At 37.9% G+C, this 20,631-nt stretch carries 24 protein-coding genes, 1 tRNA gene and 2 pseudogenes; 10 read left to right on the top strand and 17 right to left on the bottom strand.

Annotation, left to right across the window (positions count from 1 at the left end):
• Positions 1-34: 34 nt before the first annotated feature.
• From M1G12_RS05675 to M1G12_RS05645, 7 genes are all read right to left on the bottom strand, one after another.
• Positions 35-925: a hypothetical protein gene (locus M1G12_RS05675; protein ID WP_247942670.1), complete on the bottom strand. Its 891-nt coding sequence runs from the start codon at positions 923-925 to the stop codon at positions 35-37.
• Positions 903-1,346: a hypothetical protein gene (locus M1G12_RS05670; protein WP_247942669.1), complete on the bottom strand. Its 444-nt coding sequence runs from the start codon at positions 1,344-1,346 to the stop codon at positions 903-905. Before M1G12_RS05670 ends, M1G12_RS05675 begins: the two co-directional genes overlap by 23 nt.
• A gap of 68 nt (positions 1,347-1,414) precedes the next feature.
• Positions 1,415-1,582 carry a hypothetical protein gene (locus tag M1G12_RS05665; protein ID WP_247942668.1) on the bottom strand — a complete coding sequence of 56 codons (168 nt, stop codon included), beginning with the start codon at positions 1,580-1,582 and terminating at the stop codon, positions 1,415-1,417.
• A gap of 304 nt (positions 1,583-1,886) precedes the next feature.
• A complete protein-coding gene (locus M1G12_RS05660; RefSeq protein ID WP_247942667.1) occupies positions 1,887-2,327 on the bottom strand; it encodes a hypothetical protein in 441 nt (146 codons plus the stop codon).
• A 7-nt stretch (positions 2,328-2,334) separates the two neighbouring features.
• Positions 2,335-3,288: a hypothetical protein gene (locus M1G12_RS05655; RefSeq protein ID WP_247942666.1), complete on the bottom strand. Its 954-nt coding sequence runs from the start codon at positions 3,286-3,288 to the stop codon at positions 2,335-2,337.
• A gap of 6 nt (positions 3,289-3,294) precedes the next feature.
• A complete protein-coding gene (locus M1G12_RS05650) occupies positions 3,295-4,170 on the bottom strand; it encodes a beta-carotene 15,15'-monooxygenase (protein WP_247942665.1) in 876 nt (291 codons plus the stop codon).
• Between the two features lie 231 nt (positions 4,171-4,401).
• The gene (locus tag M1G12_RS05645) at positions 4,402-4,563 is read right to left on the bottom strand and encodes an antitoxin YezG family protein (RefSeq protein ID WP_158086166.1); all 162 of its coding nucleotides are present in this window, start codon (positions 4,561-4,563) and stop codon (positions 4,402-4,404) included.
• Positions 4,564-5,067: 504 nt separating this feature from the next.
• On the opposite strand from M1G12_RS05645, the gene M1G12_RS05640 reads away from it, so the two are divergent.
• Both M1G12_RS05640 and M1G12_RS05635 read left to right on the top strand, forming a co-directional pair.
• On the top strand, positions 5,068-5,583 hold the full coding sequence (locus M1G12_RS05640) for a DUF308 domain-containing protein (protein ID WP_247949534.1): 516 nt from the start codon (positions 5,068-5,070) through the stop codon (positions 5,581-5,583).
• 62 nt (positions 5,584-5,645) lie between these two features.
• Positions 5,646-5,718 (top strand) — tRNA-Lys (locus M1G12_RS05635).
• 140 nt (positions 5,719-5,858) lie between these two features.
• Here the strand turns inward: M1G12_RS05635 and M1G12_RS05630 are convergent.
• Entirely contained in the window at positions 5,859-6,947 is a 1,089-nt protein-coding gene (locus M1G12_RS05630) for an AI-2E family transporter (protein ID WP_004256071.1), read from the bottom strand.
• 9 nt (positions 6,948-6,956) lie between these two features.
• Positions 6,957-8,246: a hypothetical protein gene (locus M1G12_RS05625; protein WP_004256070.1), complete on the bottom strand. Its 1,290-nt coding sequence runs from the start codon at positions 8,244-8,246 to the stop codon at positions 6,957-6,959.
• Positions 8,247-9,047: 801 nt separating this feature from the next.
• On the opposite strand from M1G12_RS05625, the gene M1G12_RS05620 reads away from it, so the two are divergent.
• Together M1G12_RS05620 and M1G12_RS05615 are read left to right on the top strand one after the other, a co-directional pair.
• A complete protein-coding gene (locus M1G12_RS05620; RefSeq protein ID WP_000379854.1) occupies positions 9,048-9,479 on the top strand; it encodes an Rrf2 family transcriptional regulator in 432 nt (143 codons plus the stop codon).
• Between the two features lie 90 nt (positions 9,480-9,569).
• Positions 9,570-10,574 carry an NADP-dependent oxidoreductase gene (locus M1G12_RS05615; RefSeq protein ID WP_084861712.1) on the top strand — a complete coding sequence of 335 codons (1,005 nt, stop codon included), beginning with the start codon at positions 9,570-9,572 and terminating at the stop codon, positions 10,572-10,574.
• Positions 10,575-10,922: 348 nt separating this feature from the next.
• Here the strand turns inward: M1G12_RS05615 and mgaSpn are convergent.
• A pseudogene (gene mgaSpn, locus M1G12_RS05610) lies at positions 10,923-12,401 on the bottom strand (virulence factor transcriptional regulator MgaSpn).
• Between the two features lie 379 nt (positions 12,402-12,780).
• On the opposite strand from mgaSpn, the gene M1G12_RS05605 reads away from it, so the two are divergent.
• The 5 genes from M1G12_RS05605 (at position 12,781) to M1G12_RS05585 (ending at position 14,728) form a co-directional block, all read left to right on the top strand.
• Complete coding sequence (locus M1G12_RS05605; RefSeq protein ID WP_049522036.1) at positions 12,781-13,017, top strand: GlsB/YeaQ/YmgE family stress response membrane protein; 237 nt, start codon at positions 12,781-12,783, stop codon at positions 13,015-13,017.
• Positions 13,018-13,093: 76 nt separating this feature from the next.
• Positions 13,094-13,666: an alkaline shock response membrane anchor protein AmaP gene (gene amaP / locus M1G12_RS05600; RefSeq protein WP_247949533.1), complete on the top strand. Its 573-nt coding sequence runs from the start codon at positions 13,094-13,096 to the stop codon at positions 13,664-13,666.
• Between the two features lie 11 nt (positions 13,667-13,677).
• Positions 13,678-13,848 carry a DUF2273 domain-containing protein gene (locus tag M1G12_RS05595; protein WP_000455069.1) on the top strand — a complete coding sequence of 57 codons (171 nt, stop codon included), beginning with the start codon at positions 13,678-13,680 and terminating at the stop codon, positions 13,846-13,848.
• Between the two features lie 37 nt (positions 13,849-13,885).
• Positions 13,886-14,494: an Asp23/Gls24 family envelope stress response protein gene (locus M1G12_RS05590; RefSeq protein ID WP_247949532.1), complete on the top strand. Its 609-nt coding sequence runs from the start codon at positions 13,886-13,888 to the stop codon at positions 14,492-14,494.
• Positions 14,495-14,524: 30 nt separating this feature from the next.
• The gene (locus tag M1G12_RS05585; protein WP_237447357.1) at positions 14,525-14,728 is read left to right on the top strand and encodes a CsbD family protein; all 204 of its coding nucleotides are present in this window, start codon (positions 14,525-14,527) and stop codon (positions 14,726-14,728) included.
• A gap of 109 nt (positions 14,729-14,837) precedes the next feature.
• Here M1G12_RS05585 and M1G12_RS05580 read toward each other — a convergent pair.
• Positions 14,838-15,134, bottom strand: a pseudogene (locus M1G12_RS05580) (transposase); the annotation flags it as partial.
• A gap of 15 nt (positions 15,135-15,149) precedes the next feature.
• Positions 15,150-15,605 carry a GNAT family N-acetyltransferase gene (locus M1G12_RS05575; protein ID WP_093586549.1) on the bottom strand — a complete coding sequence of 152 codons (456 nt, stop codon included), beginning with the start codon at positions 15,603-15,605 and terminating at the stop codon, positions 15,150-15,152.
• A 69-nt stretch (positions 15,606-15,674) separates the two neighbouring features.
• Between M1G12_RS05575 and M1G12_RS05570 the strand changes: the two genes are divergently transcribed.
• Entirely contained in the window at positions 15,675-16,334 is a 660-nt protein-coding gene (locus tag M1G12_RS05570) for a prepilin peptidase (RefSeq protein WP_237447355.1), read from the top strand.
• Here M1G12_RS05570 and trpA read toward each other — a convergent pair.
• Genes trpA through trpD form a run of 5 tightly spaced genes read right to left on the bottom strand, consistent with a single transcriptional unit; the run spans position 16,306 to position 20,630 of the window.
• Positions 16,306-17,082: a tryptophan synthase subunit alpha gene (trpA, locus tag M1G12_RS05565; protein ID WP_237447354.1), complete on the bottom strand. Its 777-nt coding sequence runs from the start codon at positions 17,080-17,082 to the stop codon at positions 16,306-16,308. The two genes, M1G12_RS05570 and trpA, sit on opposite strands and share 29 nt — an antisense overlap.
• A complete protein-coding gene (trpB, locus tag M1G12_RS05560; protein ID WP_050252727.1) occupies positions 17,075-18,298 on the bottom strand; it encodes a tryptophan synthase subunit beta in 1,224 nt (407 codons plus the stop codon). The genes trpA and trpB overlap by 8 nt, the downstream gene beginning before the upstream one ends.
• Complete coding sequence (locus M1G12_RS05555) at positions 18,276-18,875, bottom strand: phosphoribosylanthranilate isomerase (RefSeq protein WP_247949531.1); 600 nt, start codon at positions 18,873-18,875, stop codon at positions 18,276-18,278. Before M1G12_RS05555 ends, trpB begins: the two co-directional genes overlap by 23 nt.
• The gene (trpC, locus tag M1G12_RS05550) at positions 18,862-19,629 is read right to left on the bottom strand and encodes an indole-3-glycerol phosphate synthase TrpC (protein ID WP_237447351.1); all 768 of its coding nucleotides are present in this window, start codon (positions 19,627-19,629) and stop codon (positions 18,862-18,864) included. Before trpC ends, M1G12_RS05555 begins: the two co-directional genes overlap by 14 nt.
• Positions 19,626-20,630 (bottom strand): anthranilate phosphoribosyltransferase, encoded by a 1,005-nt coding sequence (gene trpD / locus M1G12_RS05545; protein ID WP_247949530.1) that lies wholly within the window; start codon positions 20,628-20,630, stop codon positions 19,626-19,628. The genes trpC and trpD overlap by 4 nt, the downstream gene beginning before the upstream one ends.
• Between the last annotated feature and the right edge of the window lies 1 nt (position 20,631).

Here is a 20,631-nt window from a genome sequence, read left to right as displayed (position 1 = left end):
AAAATGATAGCCTCATCTAAAACTAGTTTGATTTTTAATTTTCTCCAGTATCTTTCTCTAAGAGCTCTGGATGCTTCTTCAAGTAGGCCTTCCCATACCATTCTTCGACAGACTGGCCCTCCCACTCACGGTATTCTTCTGGGTATTTCCACTTATAATAGGCATGGAGGAAATAAGGAAAACCGATAAAAATAGCGATGGCGAACAATACAAAGTTACAAAAAATCCATAACAGCAAAAAGCCAAAGCCTTTTATTGAGTTTAAAATATCTATTTCAAAAAATCCCAAAAGATGCTTTACGATCATAGCTACTCCTAAAATCCCCATACCATAGAGAGCAATCATTTTTGCAATCTTATTCCGAAATGTCTCTTTCAACACCTCACCATACATGAGTTTCCTTAACCCCGCTAGCTCAATATTAAACATCCAGTAAATAATCATCACAATGAAACCAACTATACCAATAATTTCCCAAGAAACCAAATTTGCTAGCAGAAAGTCTAAAAATATTAGATCCATTTCCAATAAGAACCAAATCATAAATGTAAAAGCATGAAACTGATAACGATACGGTAATAAGTACGTTTGTTTAATAAATTTTCCAATCACAACCAAGGATAACCAGATAATAAGTAAAATCAGAAAAACATTTACTGTTAAAGACTCGTGCTTAGCTATTGGAAGGGTCAACGTATCACTTTCATGGAACTCCATAGAGATAGCCAGCAAGATAAAGTTAAAGCCGACAGGAAAAATAAGGCTTAAAATAAAACTTCGAATGCAAAACCAAAGGGAAGCATGGCCATTCTTAAAAAATTTCGCAGTCTTATCATGTTGCTCTTGCTGTAACTTTCTAAAATCATCATCTTCAAGATTCAGACTCTCTTCGAAACCTGCCTTAAAAATAGATTTTTTCTCCATTTACTCCTCCAATTTTATGACACAATTGATAGATTGTTCCCAAAGAGAGATTGCTATCGACGGCTCTTCTGAAGTTTTCCTTGCTGGTAGCCTCCGCTAGGGAAACATTTTTGTAGAGTGCTCGCTCCACGATCACCAATAGTAAAATGACTTCCAACAACCAAGTTAGCAGAAAATAAATCAGGGGTCCATAGCTATAGACACCTGTAAAAAAGCGCGTTGCGGGAAAAAACTGCATAATGCTACTAACCGCTAAAAGAGTACAAATCGACAAGATGATGTGTTTTCGATTCCCACGCGCCGCATCTGTATTTAAGAGTTTACTCTTAGGAGCTGCTAGGGGATTTCGTGGCTCGTCGATATGAACATAAATAGCCTGACCTTCGCTCTCCCCTATATAAATCACTTTCCTAAAAAGCATGCTTGTCTTTCCCCTCTAACCAACTGATTATCTTAAAATAATGGCCTCATCTAAACCTAGCTTGATTTTTAATTTTCTCCAGAATCTTTTTCTAAGAGCTCTGGATATTTCTTCAAGTAGGCCTTCCCATACCATTCTTCGACAGACTGGCCCTCCCACTCACGATATTCTTCTGGGTATTTCCATTTGTAATATCCTTGAAGCATAAATGGAAATATTAGAAAAATTTCTAGCATAACAAATAACAAATCACCTACAAACCAAATAAGTAAAACTACTAGGATATCCAAACTGAAACCTATCATCTGAGGAAAAATCAACCTTAAAATAAGCAAAACTACAATAACTCCAAAACCATATTTGAAGACAAATGCAGCCACTTTATGAAACAGTCTCCCCAGCCAGTCTTGTTCACCCCGTGAATCTTCTTGTTTACCATATAGCAATGACAGTAATGAAGTTCGCCTGCTTCGGACAATAATGTAGCACATAAGCCCAAACAAAACAAAGAAAAGGATTGTTCCTGTCGCTCTCATCGTACTATACAAAAATGTCAAAAAAAAATAGATTCATTTCGACAATCAACCAAATTAGGAACGTGACAAATAAGTGAAATTGTCCTCTATATATAAGGATAAACTGCTGAGAAAAGCGTTTCCCAAAAAGAATCAATAAAAGCCATACGAATAAGAAAATAATAAATAGCCAGTTAGGCAAGAAATTATGAACCGGTGGCAATAGAGGAGAATCCTCAGAATGATGATAAAGGTACTTAGTTAAAACTGTTATAAGCCAATTAGGACCGATTATGAAAAGAATTGTTAAAACAGTCAACCATACGTACGATTTCAGAGTACCTCTGTATTTCTCTTTTTCTTGAGCAGATGCTAAATTTTTATTGGAAAATTCTCCTGAAATGGGATCATCCTGTAAATTCAGACTCTCTTCAAAACTTGCCTGAAAAAGGGATTTTTTCTTCATTTACTCTCTATCTCTTCTTTTTAATCTGATAATAAATAAAACTAATAGTGGTATCCAAAAGAATTGAATAACCAAAAGTTCTTATTGTCCATATAAGCCAAATCGGGCTATTTTCAACATTTATCTTAAATATCTTCAAACATACTGCAAGAGTCAAAAATAAGACAACTTCTGTAGTCAAGCGGTGCTTGGCCTTTTTGAGATCTATGGCTTTCAAGAAGAACTGACTCTGGTCTTCCTTCGGTCCTTCTTCCCAATAGGTCTTATCCTTACTTCTCAGATAAAGGAGATAGCCAACTTCGACGATTAATCTTGAAAAAGCTGAAGTAAAGACTATATTGCTCACAATCCCAAATGTTTGCAAATAATAACCGGATAAACTAGCCAATCCTCCGCCTAACACAGTGATTCCGAAAATAATCCAGAGGGAGGATTTGCTATAGACACTAGAGGCGGCGATAGAATTCCCGGCAGCTCGTTTTTCTGAAAAGCCTCGTCCCAATTGCTTTTTTAACCAGCTGACATTATAGACCGTCAAACCGATAAATAAAATAGTGAAACTCAACCAATACATCAGCGAGTAGATCAGCGAATCTTTTAAAACCTCATTCGTTAAAATAGTGAGAATATAATCCATTAAAACTAATGAGAGATGGATCCCATTGATCAGTACAAAGAGCATCGCAGTACTAAAAAGTTGATGCTTATAGATGAATGCTTTGCTGAATGACATGATTTGACAAACTAGCATGAGTAATAGAAGGAGACATAGAAAGAGAAAAGGGACATTCGAAAAAGGATCTACTGTGAATTGCTCCTTGATAAAAAAGTATAGATGAGTCAGGTCGATGCTCAATACAAACAAACCAGCCCAGGCCAAACTCAACATTCTAACAGAAGCTCGCGTGGAACCCAGCGCTTGAAAATATTCCTTATTTAATGCTTCTGACTGACGGTTCATATCCCACTACTCCTCTTCTAACTGACCGCTTTTGATTAACTTCTTATAATAGCGTTTGCTATACCATTCGCGGTCACTAATTCCCAGATATTCTTTGTATTCCATCGGATACTTATGGATATAATAGGCTTGAACAATGTGTACATTGATTAGAAAAGCCACTAAATAAGCATAAGCAACAAACAAAACAATTAACAACAAGCCAAAAAGATAGAAATACCACAAAATTGGTAACTTATTTACCAGATGATAAACTAAAGATACAGAAAAAAGAAGGGCCATCATTCCTAGTGTCATCAACAGAACTTTCTTCAGAATTGGTTTTGGCTCCTCATCATTTAATCGTCTCTTGAGATTTTGAATACTATTGATAACTATCCAAATAAAGAGAGCAATTCCCACTATCAACTGAAGCCAGAATCCCAGCATAGTATAGGCATCGAAGGCTGCAGCACTTGCTAAATAGAAGACTGCTAAAAATACAGAAGATGCCCACGGAAAATAGAAAGGGAAATAGGTAAAGACCTGACTGCTTAAGCGCTTCTTCGGCCAAAAAACAGGAATAGAAGCGAATAGATAAGTTAAGTAGAATAGCAGACTTATAGGTTTTAAAAACACCGCCATTGAACGAATCAAAACTGTTGAAGCATAAGAAATATAATATACTTCACCTTCTAAACCGATGTTACTTGGCATATGAATTGATATAAAATATCCTACAATGCCAAAAGCAAAAAACATACAAAAACCAACTGTAAAGAGCCGATTGAGAAAGCTCATATGAATGGGATTTGGCATTCCTGCTGTTAATGAATACTTCCCATAGGTTACAATTTTCTTACTGTCTTCAAAATTAGCACCAAATAGACTTACTCTCTTCATTATTTAGCCTCCAAAATTTAGCCTCCAAACCACGACGTAACGGTCTTCCATCCACTTGTTAGTGCTTTGCCAACATTTTTCACCTCTTTCTGATCATGAAAAATATACTTACTTATCTAGTCTGAATGATATTTTAATACTAGTATACCACAAAACCTATGTACCAACGTTTATTTAATCACAAAAGAACGCCTAAAAGACGGTCTTTTATCCAAGCAAATTATTTTTCATTCACTCTATTTTGAAGGTCTCCATTACCTCGAACTGCTCTAGTTCTTTTTCAGCTTGAGGTTCAAAACCAAGGTATTTATACTTAAAATATTTTAAAAGAGCACTTGGTCCAAAGCCACTTTGATTCCATGGTGCATAGTCAAATTCAGCAGATAAGTTCATGCCAAGAACCTTTATGAGTCAATCGTTTTTGCCCCACTTTTGCCCCATTTTTAAATCATGACATTGAAAATACCTAAAATCACTTATATTTCAATATTTTTAATTGCTCTCAATATGAAAGTCCTTTCCAAATCCATGCAGGGGCATCTAAATACAACAGGAAAAAGCCTTGATTTACAAGGCTTTTTTGCTTATCTATAACTGATTTACCCCATCATTTGTCCCACATTTTAAATCTATCTTTTCTTTTTGAACCAAATTACATCTTAACAAATAGTGTAAAGCCAGTTACTTTTGCTTTGATTCCATACAATATTTTCATGTAGAGAAGACAAATTTTATCTTCTCTTTTTATTTTCAAAATAATAAAAACTGATTTTCTTTTCATAAATCAGACTGAAACTTCCAAATTTTCCATTTTGTTTATTGACATTTCCTCTAAAAAGGTGTATAATATTTTTATTATCAAACTATACTATACTATACTATATAGGGGGTATTGAAATGAAATTTTCTAATCGTTTACTGCTATTCCTTGCAGGAGTTGTTTTTGTCCTTTTAGGACTTTTCCTATTTACAAACCCAGTAGCTAATCTTGTTGCTTACAGCTGGTGGATTGCATTTGGTTTACTGGTTTCTTCTATAGCAGCTATTTTAGGCTATTTCTCTGTACCAAAAGAGCTTCGCTCACCAGCTCATCTTTTCCAAGGGATTGTTAATCTTCTCTTAGCTCTTTACCTCGTTGCCTATGGCTTTGTGACGCTGCCAGTTGTCATTCCAACTATTTTAGGAATTTGGTTAATTGTAGAAGCCATTATAGTTTTCTTTAAAGGCAATCGTCTGGGATTGATTTTCCCTATTATTGGCAACCATATCATGTGGGTAGCCTTGCTTGCATTTTTACTAGGTCTAGTGATTTTGTTCAATCCAGTAGCTACAAGTGTCTTTGTCGTTTATGTCGTTGCCTTTGCATTTTTAATTGTTGGTTTCACCTATATCCTTGATGCCTTTCGTAAATAATCTAGCTGCCATTTTGGGCATATTAAAATAGCTGGGAAGTTACATTCTCAGCTTTTTCTGTTGCCTCCTTAGCTCAGTTGGTAGAGCAGTAGACTCTTAAGCTATGGGGCGCAGGTTCGAGCCCTGCAGGGGGCACATCTAAATCAACAGAAATAAGCCTTGAAACCAAGGCTTTTTTTAACGTCTAATAGCTTTTTGTAGAAAAGTATTTAAAAATAAAAGAGAAGAGAATCTCTCACTCTCTTCTCAGTATATCTTATTAAATTTAGTTTTTCTTAATCTAGCTGATTTTCCTTTGCAACGACAAATTCCTTAACCAATCGATAGATAACAGCAAATATCGGTGTAAAGAATATCATCCCAAGTAAGCCAAAGAGATTGCCTCCAATACTAGCAGCCGCAAGCGTGAAAATAGCTGGCAAACCAATAGACTGACCTACAACTCTAGGATAAATAAGGTTTCCTTCAATCAGCTGTATAACTTGATATAGAAGAAGAGAAAGTAAGGCTTGAGTAGGACTCACTGTGAAGATAAAAATCGCTCCCACAACACAAGCAATCATAGGCCCTACATAAGGAATGAACGATAGCACTCCTGCAAAGATACCTGTCATTACTCCATAGGGTATCCCAAACACGCTGTAACCAACCGCTATCATAACTCCTATGATAACTGCTTCAATCAGCTGACTCATCAAAAATTGGTCATAAGTCTCTAGTGCTACTTGTCCAATGTAAGTCAACTTTATCACCACCTTCTCTGGAAGAAAAACTTTTAGAAGTCGACTCGTCATCGCTGCCAAATGTTCCTTACTGGATAAAAATAAAAAGGTGAAGACTATAATCAAAAAGGCATTCATCAAACTTGAAAAAATATTGCCGATATTACTAGTCAGACCTGATAAAAAACCTATCAAAGCTTGGCTAATAGAACTAGATTGTCCCTGTATGCCTGATACGATAGTTGACAACATGTCTTTGGTTACAAATTCCGAGCTGCCTAGCAATTTCCCAAGTTGAGTAAGGACTGTTGAAAGGACTGTTCCCAGCTGACTAATAGTCTGGGCTAGGGTTGGCAGCACCAAAACCAAAAGAGCAATCACGATTAAGATAAGAGCTAGGAAAACAAGTACCATGGCAATCGGACGACGCAACTCTGCCTTTACCTTCAATTTAACTAAGTACTGTTCAATTTTTTTCATAGGAACATTAAGCACAAAAGCAATAACAGCACCATAAATCAAGGTTGATATTACATCAAAGAGAGAGATTGCTCCTGATATAAAGCTCGATGCATTCAGAATTACAAGAGCAACCAGCCCTATAAAAAGTATTAACGGGGTGTATTTTTTTACTAAGTTCATAAATTCTCCTTAATAAACATGTTTAGATACGACTATACTATTTGGTTTTTCAAACTCTCGATTAAGGTAGGCTTGGTAAGTTCCTGGAGCGATAAATCCTTTGGGTGAGAGGATATCGGTGCCAGCCTGACCGACTATGGTATCAGCCAAGAGCACACAGTTTGTAGATAAGACAAAGTAGGATTTAAACTTAGATTTGATAAATTTATAAAGTTCCCCATCTGTCTCATGTCTGATTTTATAAGCGTAGGTGTAGTCTTCCTTACCATCACCTGTCATGATTTTATCTGCACTTGGCTCCCATGGAATCGTCAGTTGTTTCAATTCAGCCAACTTTTTCTGAACTGCTTTTTCCATTTCAGGCGTCAAATCTATCCCATAACCAAAAAGTGTTTTTTGACTCTCACGTTTACATAGATCAATGTACTTATCGCGGTCACAGAAATATAAGACACCATCTCCTACCATACCAAATAAGGTCTCAGATGACGGATCATAGTTGCCATAAGAAATAACACGGCCTTGATAGCAGATATCCACATGACCAATTGCCGAAAACAGAGAGGTCTCAGCTGTATGAACAAAAATTTCTAGCTCTGCTGTCTTACCAGACTTCACTATTCCAAGATGGATATCTTCTTCCTCATCAGCATTTTCCAGCATAAATTTGTTAACTTTTGCTAAAGTTCTTGCAGGGATGAGAGCGGCTAGGACAATAGGTAAGCTAATTCTAATACGACGTTTGAGATGGTTTTTCCCAATTTCCTCCTCAAACAAGAAACCATCACGGATATTGGACACACCATAAAGGAAAAAATAAGCCCCTAATACAAAGAGTTGAAAGACAGAATTTCCTGTAGAGGACAAAAGACTAGTCCCACCAAGAAAAACTAGTACGAGTCCATCTAGTAAGAGACGAAAACGAGGTCGAATTTTGTTTTTGCGGTAGAGAACATAGGTGACAAGGTTAATACTAGCATGAAAAATCTGATAAACTCCAATCACAAGAGCCAAAATATAAATCGGCACATCCGTCGCAAGATTGGAGCCAAGCAAATATCCCAGCACTAACAATTTAACCAGTGCAACTCCCAAGGTGTCCGTTGACTGACTTTTTTTGAAAATACGTAATACTAAATCTAAGACCGTTGCTATCCAAGCTAAAAACAGAACCAGTCGAATAACCTTTACTGGCAACCAAGTCCCCGTGACCATCAAGATGAGACCTAGCAGAACAAACAAGAACCCCTGAGCAAGTAATTTCTTACCTGTCAGACCTAAAGATAGAATTTTCGCCATATAAAAACCTTTCAATAATAAAAATTAAACACTTCGATTAAACTGACTAGTAAATAGCCAACATTACAAACAGCCTGTGCCAGCAACATATGGTGATTAGAAATGACTGTAGTAATGTCACTATCTTGTCTTATGCACTTCTAAAATTTGTTATATCGATTCGAAACCAGAGCTTATAAAAACTAGCTAAACTCGAGAGATAGACACAATCGCGACGAAAAAATGTATAACCAATCCCACTTGTTAAGGTAAGAAAGCATTATTTCCAATCTATTAATTATTCATCTATTACCTATTGTGACACAATATTCACTATAGGTCAACTTTTTACTTGTTTTTATATTACACGGACTAAAAAGTTTTCAACAGTTGATTGCATTTGTTTTAATAAGTTTTAACCTTTCTTGGTTAGATAAAAAAAGAACCATACAGTTTAGAATCTGTATGGTTTTTGCCCCACTTTTGTCCCATTTTTAAATCATGACATTGAAAATACCTAAAATCACTTATATTTCAATATTTTTAATTGCTCTCAATATGAAAGTCCTTTCCAAATCCCTGTAGGGGGCATCTAAATCAACAGGAAAAAGCCTTGGAATCAAGGCTTTTTTGTGTATCTGTTCTACTTTTGGTCAACTAATGGATATCAACGGTATAATTTTATGAACACCCTTCCCAGACAGCTCTAATCTGATTGCACTCAAAATTTTTTAAAATTTAAAACAAAAGACTTGCTTTTCTTTTAATTTATGTTATACTTGTTCTTGTATCTGATACAAGTTTATTAAGAGAGGGATTCATATGGATACAAAATTCTCAGTTGCTTTGCATATCTTAACAATGATTAGTGAAAGCAAGGAAACCTTAAGTTCTCAAGCACTAGCTATTAGTGTTGGGACTAACGCTAGTTACATTCGAAAAGTGATTGCCTTATTGAAAAATGCAGATTTGATTCATTCCCAGCAAGGAAAAACAGGTTATCAACTCAGTAAGTCTCCAAAGAAAATGACTTTACTAGAGATCTACTATGCTACTCAAGAAATCAATCACATTAGTTTATTCCCTGTTCATCAAAATAGCAATCCTGATTGCCCTGTTGGAAAACATATCCAAGGAGCAGTTTCACCGCTTTTCGCTAGTGCCGAATCTCAATTAGAGAAGGAATTAGCAAATCAAACTTTAGAAGATGTCATTGACAATCTATATAAACAAGCTAAACAAGTCCGAAACTGATTTGATAACAAGTCAGTTTTTACTGGAAATAACATATACTTGTATCAGATACAGGTATAAAATCATATAGAAAAAGAAAAGAGAAATCACATGAAAGCCGCACAACACACTACTTATAACAAAAACAATATCACACTGAACATCACAGAAATCGCTAAACCAAGTATTACAGACAAACAAGTATTGGTGAAAGTCACCGCAGCCGGTGTTAATCCTCTCGATAACATGATCTCTCGTGGTGAGGTCAAGATGATTGTTCCTTACAAACTTCCTCAAACTGCAGGTAACGAGGTCGGTGGGATCGTTGAAAGCATTGGCAAGCAAGTTGACAACTTTCAGATAGGAGACCGTGTCTTTGGCCGTCTGCCACTTGATCATATCGGCGCCTTTGCAGAATACCTAGCTGTCGATAGCCAAGCCTTAGCCAAGGTTCCAGACTATCTATCAGACGAGGAAGCTGCTACTGTACCTTTGACTGCCTTGACTATCATGCAGGCTCTTGACCTCATGGGCGCTCAAGCTGGGAAAACGATCTTTATTTCTGGTGGTACTGGAGGTGTCGGTGGCATGGCCATTCCGATTGCCAAGGCCAAAGGTTTGAAGGTCATTACAAACGGTTCTGGAGATAGTGCTGAGCGTGTCTTGAAACTAGGAGCAGATAGATTTATCGATTACAAAACAGAGGATTATACAAAAACTGTTAGCCAGGTGGATTATGTCCTCGATACTCTCGGTGGAGCTGAAACTGAAAAACAAATGTCTATCATGAAAAAAGGTGGTCATCTTGTTTCCCTTCGTGCCATGCCAAACGGTGCCTTTGCCAAACGCATGAATCTACCAAAATGGAAACAGATTATTCTTGGCTTAGCAGGTCGCAAATTTGATAAGATGGCTGACAAATACGGCGTCCACTACCATTTTATCTTTGTAGAAAGCAATGGCGCTCAATTACAAGAGGTAGCTGACCTCTTTAGTAAATTAGAAATCAAACCCTCTATCGATACAGTCTATCCATTTGAAGAGGTAAATAGCGCCTTAGACAAGGTCGCTAATGGTCGCTCACGTGGAAAAACAGTCCTCAGCTTTAAAAAATAAAAAGGAAAACACAATGTCATATATTACTACAAAAAATCAATTCGTCACTTGGCAGTGAATAAGTGTTCCGAAAAAGGGCTAACCAAACGTCAGCAAGGTTTGTCATGCCTAGCATACTATGTCACCGAGGTTACAAGTAATGAGGACCTCTTCGTCATTGACTAGCATACAAATGAATGGAACTAGTAACTCTGCTAATGATAAAAATGAACTGTTTCATATGATTCTATTTAATGAGTATTTTTCAATTCTCATGATAAATCATATGAAGCTTTTTTAATATTCAAAAAGACTCCACCTATCTATAGGAAATCTACCCTAGAGATGGATGGAGTCTTCTTTCACTCACTAATCTAATCGAATAAACATCATGGCATTTAACAAAGATATGAGTGAGACCGTGTTTATATTATTTGAATAGATCAGTCTCTTATTCTCAATCGGAGGAATAATAAAATTAGAAATGATGATATCATAAGGCGATTCTTCTAAAGATTCCTTTGATAATTCTAATTCAGTCCAAACTTCAAGTTCAAAATTGTTGCTGCAATAATAAGAAAGTGTCTCTGCAACGGATTTGGCATGATACTGATCAAAATTGCTCATAACCAGAACCTTCAGCTTTGGCTGATTTTGTAGTAAATTAAGCACCAAATGTTTGGTATGAGTGATGAAGGTATAAGATATATGATTTACCATCATTGAACTAGAACAAACCTCAAGAGTCTCTAAATAATGAGAAAGCTCTTTTTTTACATCTGAAACAAATTTAGGAAAAATATTTTGAAAATTCCTGATTGTATTCCCTTTTTGATCAAATAAAATAAACTCAGTGGACAACTCTTGACGATACAGATGTGCGGTATTATGCAGATGCCAAATCAGATTATCCTTATTCTCAATCTCAATCTGATACTTGACTGAAATCTGATCAATAAAATCACTCAATAGATGGTAAGATTTTTCAACATAACTATCCTTTTTTACGCATTTCATAAAGAAACTTTCATCTATGAAAAACATTTTTTGAAAGTAAGACACAAATAATTGGCAAACAACTTCCTCATCTAAAGAGATATTGTATTCTGATTCAAAACTCTGAGCAGCACCTTCTATTCCTTCCGACTGCATTAAAAAATCCAAACTTTGGTCGTTAAAAGAATCTTTCTCTATTTCCATAAAATGACCAAACTTTATTCGATATAAATTAATAACCAGGAGCAGCTTTAACATTCTATGAGTTGACAAATTCATTGGAAAGCTTGTTTCCTTATAAACCAATTCTAACAATTGAGATAGGGGCTCTGATGAAAAATTTTCAAATAGCCATTCTAGGAAATAATATTTTTCTGAAAAATATTATGCAAAAAAGTAACGAATGTCTCTCTCATTTCCAATGATTTGAACAGGGGTCAGACTGATTTCAAATTGAAATTGCCTTTTAATCACTTTATTGATTTGGCTAATAATACGATAGAGCGAAGATGAACTGATATAAAATTCTTTACAAATACTCTCAGCTTGACAACCTTCATTAAAGAAGATAAATTCTAAAATCGAAAAATGAGTTGAATGCTTAAAGAAATGATGGTAAACCATTTCAATATCGCTATCATCGGTATTAATAATGCGTATACCATTAGTAGAAGAATGAAAAATCAAGTCAGGAAAAGCAGATTTAACATGGGATAGATCATCTTTGACTGCACGTTCTGTACAATTTAGTAACTCTGCTAGTTCAGAACGATGAAACCATCGTTTATGTTCAAATAATAATTCTAATAATTCTAATTGCCTATGACTTTTTTTAGATAATAAATCTCTCATGAATGTCTTTCTCTCTTTATAAATTATCGGATTTCACCTCTTGCAATTATACCACAAAAAATAGGTATAACATGCTGTAACGACTTTTACTAAGATCCTTTATTTCGTATAATAACACTACGGGAGCAATATATAAACAATTTTCTTATTTTACCGTCTATTGAGGGCGTGAATACAGAATCAAATTCAAGTCGAAATATTATATTTTTAATTTTAAAAATTATATAATAGCAACAATCAAAAAAATAATGATTTCTTGATATTAAAATTATATAACAATAACAATCAAAATAATTGATTTTTTGATATTAAAATTATATCATAGTAATAATCAAAGGAATTGATTTTTTGATATTAAAATAAAAAAGGAGGGTAAGCAATGTTGTGGTCAATCATTGCTGGAGGTCTTATTGGACTTGTAGCAGGTAGAATCACTAAAAAAGGTAGTTCTATGGGAATCGTCGCAAATGTATTCGCTGGTTTAGTCGGGTCATCTGTAGGACAATCCCTTTTAGGTAGTTGGGGCCCATCCATCGCTGGAATGGCTTTGATCCCATCTATTGCAGGAGCAGCAATTGTTGTTACTGTAGTATCATTCTTTACAGGTAAAAAATAATTACTTGTAGAATAAACTATTTTTAAATAGATTAGACGGGTAAAAATAGTTTAATGTTAAATCGAAAGGATTGTATATGTCAAAAACAAAGAAAATATTTTTAATTATTTTCTGTATTTTAATCTTGACAATTTTCCTTCCTGTTTTGATAGATTATCATCAAGTTAGTGATCTAGGCATTCAGCTATTTAGCTGGAGACAGAATCATTTCGTTGAATTCTATCTCTCTAGATATGTATTCTGGGGGATAGTGGCTCTATCAACTTTAGTTTTATTATCGATGTTAGTTGTGTTGTTTTATCCTAAACGTCATTTGGAAATTCAACTTGAAACTAAAAACGATACATTGAAATTAAAGAATTCAGCAATCGAAGGTTTTGTTAGAAGTTTGGTGAGTGATCATGGATTGATCAAGAACCCAACTGTTCATGTAAATTTACGAAAAAATAAATGTTTCGTTCATGTAGAAGGTAAAATTCTTCCTTCGGACAACATCGCTGACAGATGCCAACTAATTCAAAATGAAATAACTAATGGATTGAAGCAGTTTTTTGGTATTGAGCGTCAGGTTAAACTAGAAGTTCTAGTAAAAGACTACCAGCCTAAACCAAAACCTCAAAACAAAAAGACTGTTAGTCGTGTGAAGTAAGGAAGTAAAAAATGGAATGGCTTAAACAATATCGATATCCAATTATCACTGGTCTCATAGGCGTATTTCTCGCTTGTTTGATTATCTCCTTTGGCTTCTTCAAAACAATATTTGTATTGATTTTAGGAGCACTGGGAGTTGCAGCTGGGTTATATATCGAAAAAAACTATATAGATAAATAAAAAATAAAAATTACTAATTTAATTAAAGGAGTTTCATATGTCAAACGAAAAAAACACAAACACTAACGTAGAAAAGAAAGATGCTACTGTTGTAGCTCACGAAATCAAAGGGGAACTTACTTACGAAGATAAAGTTATCCAAAAAATCATTGGTCTGTCACTAGAAAACGTTTCAGGTCTTTTGGGAATCGACGGTGGTTTCTTCTCAAATCTTAAAGAAAAAATCGTTAACAGCGATGACGTAACAAGTGGTGTTAACGTAGAAGTTGGTAAAACACAAGTTGCAGTTGACTTAAACATTATTGCTGAGTACCAAAAAAATGTTCCAGCTTTATATTCAGAAATCAGAGAAATCGTATCTTCAGAAGTTGCTAAAATGACTGACTTGGAAGTTGTTGAAATCAACGTAAACGTTGTCGACATCAAAACTAAAGAACAACATGAAGCAGACTCAGTAAGCCTTCAAGATCGCGTATCTGACGTTGCTGAATCAACAGGAGAATTCGCTTCAGAACAATTCGAAAAAGCTAAATCTGGTCTTGGATCTGGTTTCTCAACTGTTCAAGAAAAAGTTAGTGAAGGTGTAGAAGCTGTTAAAGGTGCAGCAACTGGTGTAGTATCTCACGAAAAAACTCGTGTAAACTAAGATAAAATAAATATAACAGGAGAAATTATCATGTCAGTAGAAGAAAAATTAAATCAGGCTAAAGGTTCTATTAAAGAAGGTGTTGGAAAAGCCATCGGTGATGAAAAAATGGAAAAAGAAGGAGCAGCTGAAAAAGTTGTTTCTAAAGTAAAAGAAGTTGCTGAAGATGCCAAAGACGCTGTAGAAGGTGCTATCGAAGGTGTTAAAAACATGTTGAGTAGCGACAATAAATAAGGCTAAAAGTTACTTTATCTTTTTAGTAACATTAGTCAAAAAAGTCTGAGTCAAGATGATTCTCAGAAAACAAAGAGCTAGAGATTTCCAATTTCGGAACTCTAGCTTTTTAATTTTGCCTCTTTCTCTTATTATATTTCAGCAGGTTGTTGACCATGAGTACGAATCCCATGTCAATTCTCACTTTACGCTTATCTCTCAGATGACATCTCTTATAATCCAAACAAACCTTTATCTGCCCAAAGACAGATTTCATATCAATCTTACGTTTAGCGAAAATTTGTCTACCCTTGAAAGATAAAAGTGCCTGATATTCTTTAGTTTTTAAACACCGGTAACGTTCATTCATATACAGTCCCTTTTGAGGGGCTGATTCAGGTTCATCATCGCAGTCAACATTGATTTCAAGGCTTTTTGCTTTCTATCTAAACTTTTTCATAACGTATTTTCGTACAGGTGCTTCAATGGTTTTAACGATTTCAAATCCTTCTTTTTGATAAAGATGCTTGGCTGCCTGATTTGCCTCGAAGACATTTAGAGAAATACTATCTATGTCTCCATTTTCAAAGACCAAACTAACAAATTTCCTTAAGGCCTGACTACCTAAGCCTTGCCCCTGTTTCTGGGGATTGATTAAAAAGCGTCCGATATGTAGATTCCTGTCTTCTAGCCTGATTTTCTGGACAAGCCCGACAAACTCTTGTCCAGCAAAGATTGAAAAGATTCCTTCCAAATCTTGCAAGACTTGAATTGTCAAGGGAAAAGGAATCATTGTTCCCATCCATTGTTCTTGAAAGGATTTGCCTAGGGAGTTGGACCATTGGCATACGAGCTGAGCATTTTCTGTGCTCACATTTTCTTCAAAACGAATTATCATCTTTGCCTCACCATCTTATCTATGTTTCTCCATTATACTACTTCTCCTATTTTTTACGAATAGATAAGTATGATTGATATTTATTTTTTTCTTGTCGGGAGTATTCTCGCTTCCTTTCTTGGTTTGGTCATTGACCGTTTTCCAGAGCAATCCATTATCCAACCTGCTAGTCACTGCGATTCCTGTCAGACTCGCTTGCGCCCCTTAGATTTGATTCCGATTCTCTCGCAGGTGCTCAATCGCTTTCGCTGTCGCTACTGCAAGGCTCCTTATCCAGTCTGGTATGCCCTTCTTGAACTAGGTTTAGGTCTCCTTTTTCTGGTTTGCTCTTGGGGATTTCTTTCCTTGGGGCAAGTCATCCTAATCACTGCTGGTTTGACTCTGGGCATCTACGACTTCCGTCATCAGGAATATCCCTTACTAGTCTGGCTGACTTTTCACCTAATCCTCATGGCTTTCTCTGGCTGGAATCTAGTCATGGTCCTCTTCCTTGTCCTTGGAATTGTGGCTCATTTTATCGATATCCGCATGGGCGCAGGGGATTTTCTCTTTTTAGCTTCTTGTGCTATCGTCTTTAGCGCAACGGAGTTACTTATCTTGATTCAGTTTGCTTCTGCAACAGGGATCCTAGCCTTTCTCCTGCAAAAGAAAAAGGAAAGACTTCCTTTCGTGCCCTTCCTCTTACTCGCGGCTTGTGTAATTATTTTTGGTAAGCTACTGCTTGTTTGATAAAGTCCTGAATTGGCTCTCCTTGGTGGAGAGCTTTTACAATTTTCGAACCAACGATAACACCATCTGACACCGCATTGAAGCGTTCTACATCGGCTTGACTAGATACGCCAAAACCTGTCAAGACTGGGATATCAGCCACATGATGCAATTGTGCCAAGTGCTTGTCCAAGTCTGCACGATAATTGCCAGATTTCCCTGTCACCCCATTGATGGCAACTGCATAGACGAATCCTTCTGCCCCTTCAATCAACTCTTTCTGACGCTCAATCCCTGTGGTCAAGCTTACTAAAGGAATCAAAGCAATGTCTGTGTCTGCCAAAAAAGGCTCTACAAAGTTGGCATGCTCATGAGGCAGGTCTGGAATAATCAAGCCCTTAACCGCTGTATCTGCCAAACCTTTAACAAAATTCTCCACACCGTACTGAAAGAGGGGGTTGAAGTAGGTCATGATGACCAGCGGAACCTCTGTTTCAATGGTTTTCAAGGTTTCAACCAAAGCCTGGGTAGAAGTCCCGTGGGCTAAACTGCGCAAGCCAGCTTCTTCGATAACAGGTCCATCTGCAACAGGGTCTGAAAAGGGAATGCCCACTTCAATTGCAGAGGCACCCAAATCTTCTAAAAAGTGGATTGTTTCCCCAAGTCCATCCAAACCTTTTTCGTGGTCACCAGCCATGATATAAGGAACGAAAATTCCTTTTCCAACTGCTTTAATAGCATTTAATTTTTCTGTTAGTGTCTTAGGCATGAGCTTCTCCCTTCTTTGCTGCATCTGCTTCCAAGCGGTCTTTAACTTGAACCACATCCTTGTCCCCACGACCTGATAGGCAGACAATCATAGACTTTTCTGGTCCAAGTTCTTTGGCCAATTTCACTGCAAAAGCGATAGCATGGCTAGATTCCAAGGCTGGGATAATCCCTTCCACACGAGACAAGAGCTGGAATCCTTCCAAGGCTTCTTCGTCTGTCACAGGAACATAGCTGGCACGTTTGATATCGTGGTAGTGAGAATGTTCTGGACCGATACCAGGATAGTCCAAACCTGCTGAGATAGAGAAGGCTTCAAGAATTTGACCATGGGCATCTTGGAGCACATCCATGAGAGAACCGTGGAGGACACCCGGACGACCCTTGGTCAAGGTAGCAGCGTGATGCTCTGTATCCACACCAAGTCCTGCTGCTTCAGCCCCATACATGGCTACTGACTCATCTTCTACAAATGGATGGAAGAGCCCGATAGCATTCGACCCACCACCAACACAGGCTACTAGAGCATCTGGTAAATCTTGACCTGTCAAGTCACGGTACTGTTGTTTAGCTTCTCGACCGATGACACTTTGGAAGTCACGGACGATTTCTGGGAATGGATGAGGTCCCAAGGCTGAACCAAGGATATAGTGGGTATCGTCGATATTAGCTACCCATGAACGAAGGGCTGCATTAACTGCATCCTTGAGCACGCGCGAACCGTCTGTCACTGCCTCAACCTTGGCTCCCAAAAGCTCCATACGGAAGACATTGAGGGCTTGGCGTTTGACATCTTCCTCACCCATGTAGATAGTACATTCCATGTTGAAGAGGGCTGCAGCCGTTGCAGTTGCTACACCGTGCTGACCAGCACCCGTTTCAGCGATGATTTTCTTTTTGCCCATGCGTTTAGCCAGAAGAACTTGTCCCAAGGCATTGTTAATCTTGTGAGCCCCTGTATGGTTAAGGTCTTCCCGTTTGAGATAAATCTTGGCTCCGCCGATATGCTGGGTCAAGTTTTTTGCGTAGTAAAGAGGAGTTTCACGTCCTACGTACTGGCGCAAAAGTTGATTTAATTCCTCTTGGAAACTTGGGTCTGCCTGACTTTCACGATAAGCCTTCTCCAACTCCAAAACTGCTGTCATCAATGTTTCTGGGACGAAACGTCCACCAAATTTTCCATAAAATCCATCTTTATTTGGTTCTTGATATGCCATTCTTTGCCCTCTCTATAAATCTTCTAATCTTTTCCTGATCTTTTTGTCCATCTATCTCCACTCCGCTTGATACATCGACTGCATGGGGAGTAAAGTGTTGAATTGCTTTTACTACATTGTCTTCATTAAGCCCACCTGCGATAAAGAAAGGCTGAGTTAGTCCAATAGTATCCAGTTGAGCCCAGTCAAAGGTCTGGCCACTCCCAGCCACAGGGGCATCAAAGAGTAGATAGTCTGCCTGAGAATTGGGCACATGACCCTCGCCATCCACCTGAACAGCCTGAATACTAGCACAGGGCAGGTCCTCAAACAAATCATCCGCTACCTGACCGTGAACTTGAACCAAATCCAAGCCAGCTTTGTCAATCGCTTCTAGCAGTTCTGCCCGACTTGGTGAAACAAATACACCAACCTTTTTGACGTCTGAAGGAATGAACTTTGCCAATTCAGCAGCCTGATCCAAGGTCACCTGTCTTTTACTAGGTGCCAAGACAAAACCGATGTAGTCCGCCCCTGCTGAAACGGCTGTTTCCACCGCTTCCTTTGTCGATAATCCGCAAATTTTAACCTTTGTCAATCTGCAACTCCTTGATTCTCTGGGCTACATCTTCTGCCTGCATGAGAGCTGTCCCTACTAAAATTCCGTTAAAGTATGGTGCTACTCGCTCTGCATCCTGCCCTGTGAAAATGGCAGATTCAGAAATGTACAAGCAATCATTTTTGAAATGTTTAGCCAAGTCTACACTGGTCTGCAAGTCAACTTCAAAGGTGGTCAAGTTGCGGTTATTAACCCCGATAATTTGAGCTCCAAGGCGGTGTGCTACCTCTAGTTCAGCTAGATTGTGAGTTTCCACTAAAACCTCCAGACTAAGCTCTGTCGCGTAGTCATACAGTTCCTTGAGGCGTTCTTCTGACAAGGCGGCCACAATGAGCAGGATGACTGTTGCACCTGCATTGCGAGCGCGGATAATTTGCTTTTCATCAATGATAAAATCCTTGTTGAGGGTCGGAATCTGTACTTGACTGGAAATCTCCCTTAGATAATCCAAATGACCTTTAAAGAAAACCTCATCGGTCAAAACAGAAATCATCACTGCACCATTTGCTTCATAAGTCTGGGCCTGTTGCACAATATCCACATCGAGATTGATATCTCCCAGACTAGGACTAGCCTTCTTAACTTCAGCGATTACCTGTAAACGGTCTTGGTGTTGTTTTAGATAGTCAGCCAAGCGATAGGTCTGGCGCAGGGGCTGGATTTCCTCCATCTCCATCTGCTCAACCTCACGCGCCTTCTGCTCCAAAATTCGTGCTAAAAATTCCTGACTCATTTTTGGTACTCCTGTAACAGTCTGAGTTTTTCAAGGGCCTTGCCACTAGCAATGACTTGACGAGCCAAGGCAACTCCTTCCTTGATGCTAGCTACCTTACCATTAGCATAGAAACCAAGACCAGCATTTAAAACTGTCGTTTCCAAGAATGGACTTGGTTCATTTTTAAGAACGCTAAGCAAAATTTCTGCATTTTCCTGAGCATTGCCTCCACGAATGTCTTCGATAGCGTAGTATTCCATTCCCAAATCCTCTGGAGTGAAGCTTGACAAGGTGATTTCGCCATTTTCCAGAAGAGCAATCTTGGTTGTTCCGTTCAAGCCGGCTTCATCCAAACCTTCTGGCCCAGCAACCACAATGGCACGTTTGCGACCCATATTTTTCAAAACCTGAGCTGTACTTTCTAGAAGTTCTGGACGACTAATTCCAAGAAGCTGTGTTTCCAAAGCCATTGGGTGAATCAGTGGACCAGTCAAGTTCATAATCGTTGGAATTCCCAACTCCAAACGAGCTGGCATGATATATTTCATAGCTGGGTGCATATTTTTAGCAAAGAGAAAGACGATGCCAGTTTTATCAAAGACCTTACCTAGTTCAGCTGGTTTGAGGTCTAGGTTGATGCCCAAAGCTTCGAGGACATCTGCAGAACCAGATTTAGAAGAAATCGAGCGATTACCGTGTTTGGCCATGTGAACACCGCCACCAGCCAAGACAAAGGCTGAGGTTGTGGAAATGTTAAAGCTGAAGGATTTGTCTCCACCTGTACCACAGTTGTCCATGGCATCATGAATTTCAGTTGGAATATGTTGGGCATGCCCTCTCATGACTTGGGCAATGGCTGTGCGTTCTTCAGGTGTTTCCCCCTTCATCTTAAGAGCCAAAAGGAGAGAAGCAATCTGCGCCTCCGTTACACGCCCAGTTACGATACGCTCAATGACATCCGTCATTTCCACACCTGATAAATTTTCAAATTTTGCTAGTTTTTCAATAATCTCTTTCATC

Origin of the sequence: Streptococcus mitis, assembly GCF_023110375.1 — a bacterium.
Classification (GTDB): domain Bacteria; phylum Bacillota; class Bacilli; order Lactobacillales; family Streptococcaceae; genus Streptococcus; species Streptococcus mitis_CI.
This window is presented reverse-complemented; position numbering and strand designations above follow the sequence as displayed.

What these genes read in the sequence shown, in the direction of transcription:
- M1G12_RS05675 (WP_247942670.1), bottom strand. Translation starts at nt 925, where the DNA reads ATGGAGAAAAAATCTATTTTTAAGGCAGGTTTCGAAGAGAGTCTGAAT.
- M1G12_RS05640 (WP_247949534.1), top strand. Translation starts at nt 5,068, where the DNA reads ATGAAATTTTCTAATCGTTTACTGCTATTCCTTGCAGGAGTTGTTTTT.
- M1G12_RS05670 (WP_247942669.1), bottom strand. Translation starts at nt 1,346, where the DNA reads ATGCTTTTTAGGAAAGTGATTTATATAGGGGAGAGCGAAGGTCAGGCT.
- M1G12_RS05585 (WP_237447357.1), top strand. Translation starts at nt 14,525, where the DNA reads ATGTCAGTAGAAGAAAAATTAAATCAGGCTAAAGGTTCTATTAAAGAA.
- M1G12_RS05615 (WP_084861712.1), top strand. Translation starts at nt 9,570, where the DNA reads ATGAAAGCCGCACAACACACTACTTATAACAAAAACAATATCACACTG.
- M1G12_RS05645 (WP_158086166.1), bottom strand. Translation starts at nt 4,563, where the DNA reads ATGAACTTATCTGCTGAATTTGACTATGCACCATGGAATCAAAGTGGC.
- trpC (WP_237447351.1), bottom strand. Translation starts at nt 19,629, where the DNA reads ATGAGTCAGGAATTTTTAGCACGAATTTTGGAGCAGAAGGCGCGTGAG.
- M1G12_RS05605 (WP_049522036.1), top strand. Translation starts at nt 12,781, where the DNA reads ATGTTGTGGTCAATCATTGCTGGAGGTCTTATTGGACTTGTAGCAGGT.
- M1G12_RS05575 (WP_093586549.1), bottom strand. Translation starts at nt 15,605, where the DNA reads ATGATAATTCGTTTTGAAGAAAATGTGAGCACAGAAAATGCTCAGCTC.
- M1G12_RS05590 (WP_247949532.1), top strand. Translation starts at nt 13,886, where the DNA reads ATGTCAAACGAAAAAAACACAAACACTAACGTAGAAAAGAAAGATGCT.
- amaP (WP_247949533.1), top strand. Translation starts at nt 13,094, where the DNA reads ATGTCAAAAACAAAGAAAATATTTTTAATTATTTTCTGTATTTTAATC.
- M1G12_RS05660 (WP_247942667.1), bottom strand. Translation starts at nt 2,327, where the DNA reads ATGAAGAAAAAATCCCTTTTTCAGGCAAGTTTTGAAGAGAGTCTGAAT.
- M1G12_RS05625 (WP_004256070.1), bottom strand. Translation starts at nt 8,246, where the DNA reads ATGGCGAAAATTCTATCTTTAGGTCTGACAGGTAAGAAATTACTTGCT.
- trpA (WP_237447354.1), bottom strand. Translation starts at nt 17,082, where the DNA reads ATGCCTAAGACACTAACAGAAAAATTAAATGCTATTAAAGCAGTTGGA.
- M1G12_RS05650 (WP_247942665.1), bottom strand. Translation starts at nt 4,170, where the DNA reads ATGAAGAGAGTAAGTCTATTTGGTGCTAATTTTGAAGACAGTAAGAAA.
- M1G12_RS05570 (WP_237447355.1), top strand. Translation starts at nt 15,675, where the DNA reads ATGATTGATATTTATTTTTTTCTTGTCGGGAGTATTCTCGCTTCCTTT.
- trpD (WP_247949530.1), bottom strand. Translation starts at nt 20,630, where the DNA reads ATGAAAGAGATTATTGAAAAACTAGCAAAATTTGAAAATTTATCAGGT.
- M1G12_RS05665 (WP_247942668.1), bottom strand. Translation starts at nt 1,582, where the DNA reads ATGCTAGAAATTTTTCTAATATTTCCATTTATGCTTCAAGGATATTAC.
- M1G12_RS05595 (WP_000455069.1), top strand. Translation starts at nt 13,678, where the DNA reads ATGGAATGGCTTAAACAATATCGATATCCAATTATCACTGGTCTCATA.
- M1G12_RS05655 (WP_247942666.1), bottom strand. Translation starts at nt 3,288, where the DNA reads ATGAACCGTCAGTCAGAAGCATTAAATAAGGAATATTTTCAAGCGCTG.
- M1G12_RS05620 (WP_000379854.1), top strand. Translation starts at nt 9,048, where the DNA reads ATGGATACAAAATTCTCAGTTGCTTTGCATATCTTAACAATGATTAGT.
- trpB (WP_050252727.1), bottom strand. Translation starts at nt 18,298, where the DNA reads ATGGCATATCAAGAACCAAATAAAGATGGATTTTATGGAAAATTTGGT.
- M1G12_RS05630 (WP_004256071.1), bottom strand. Translation starts at nt 6,947, where the DNA reads ATGAACTTAGTAAAAAAATACACCCCGTTAATACTTTTTATAGGGCTG.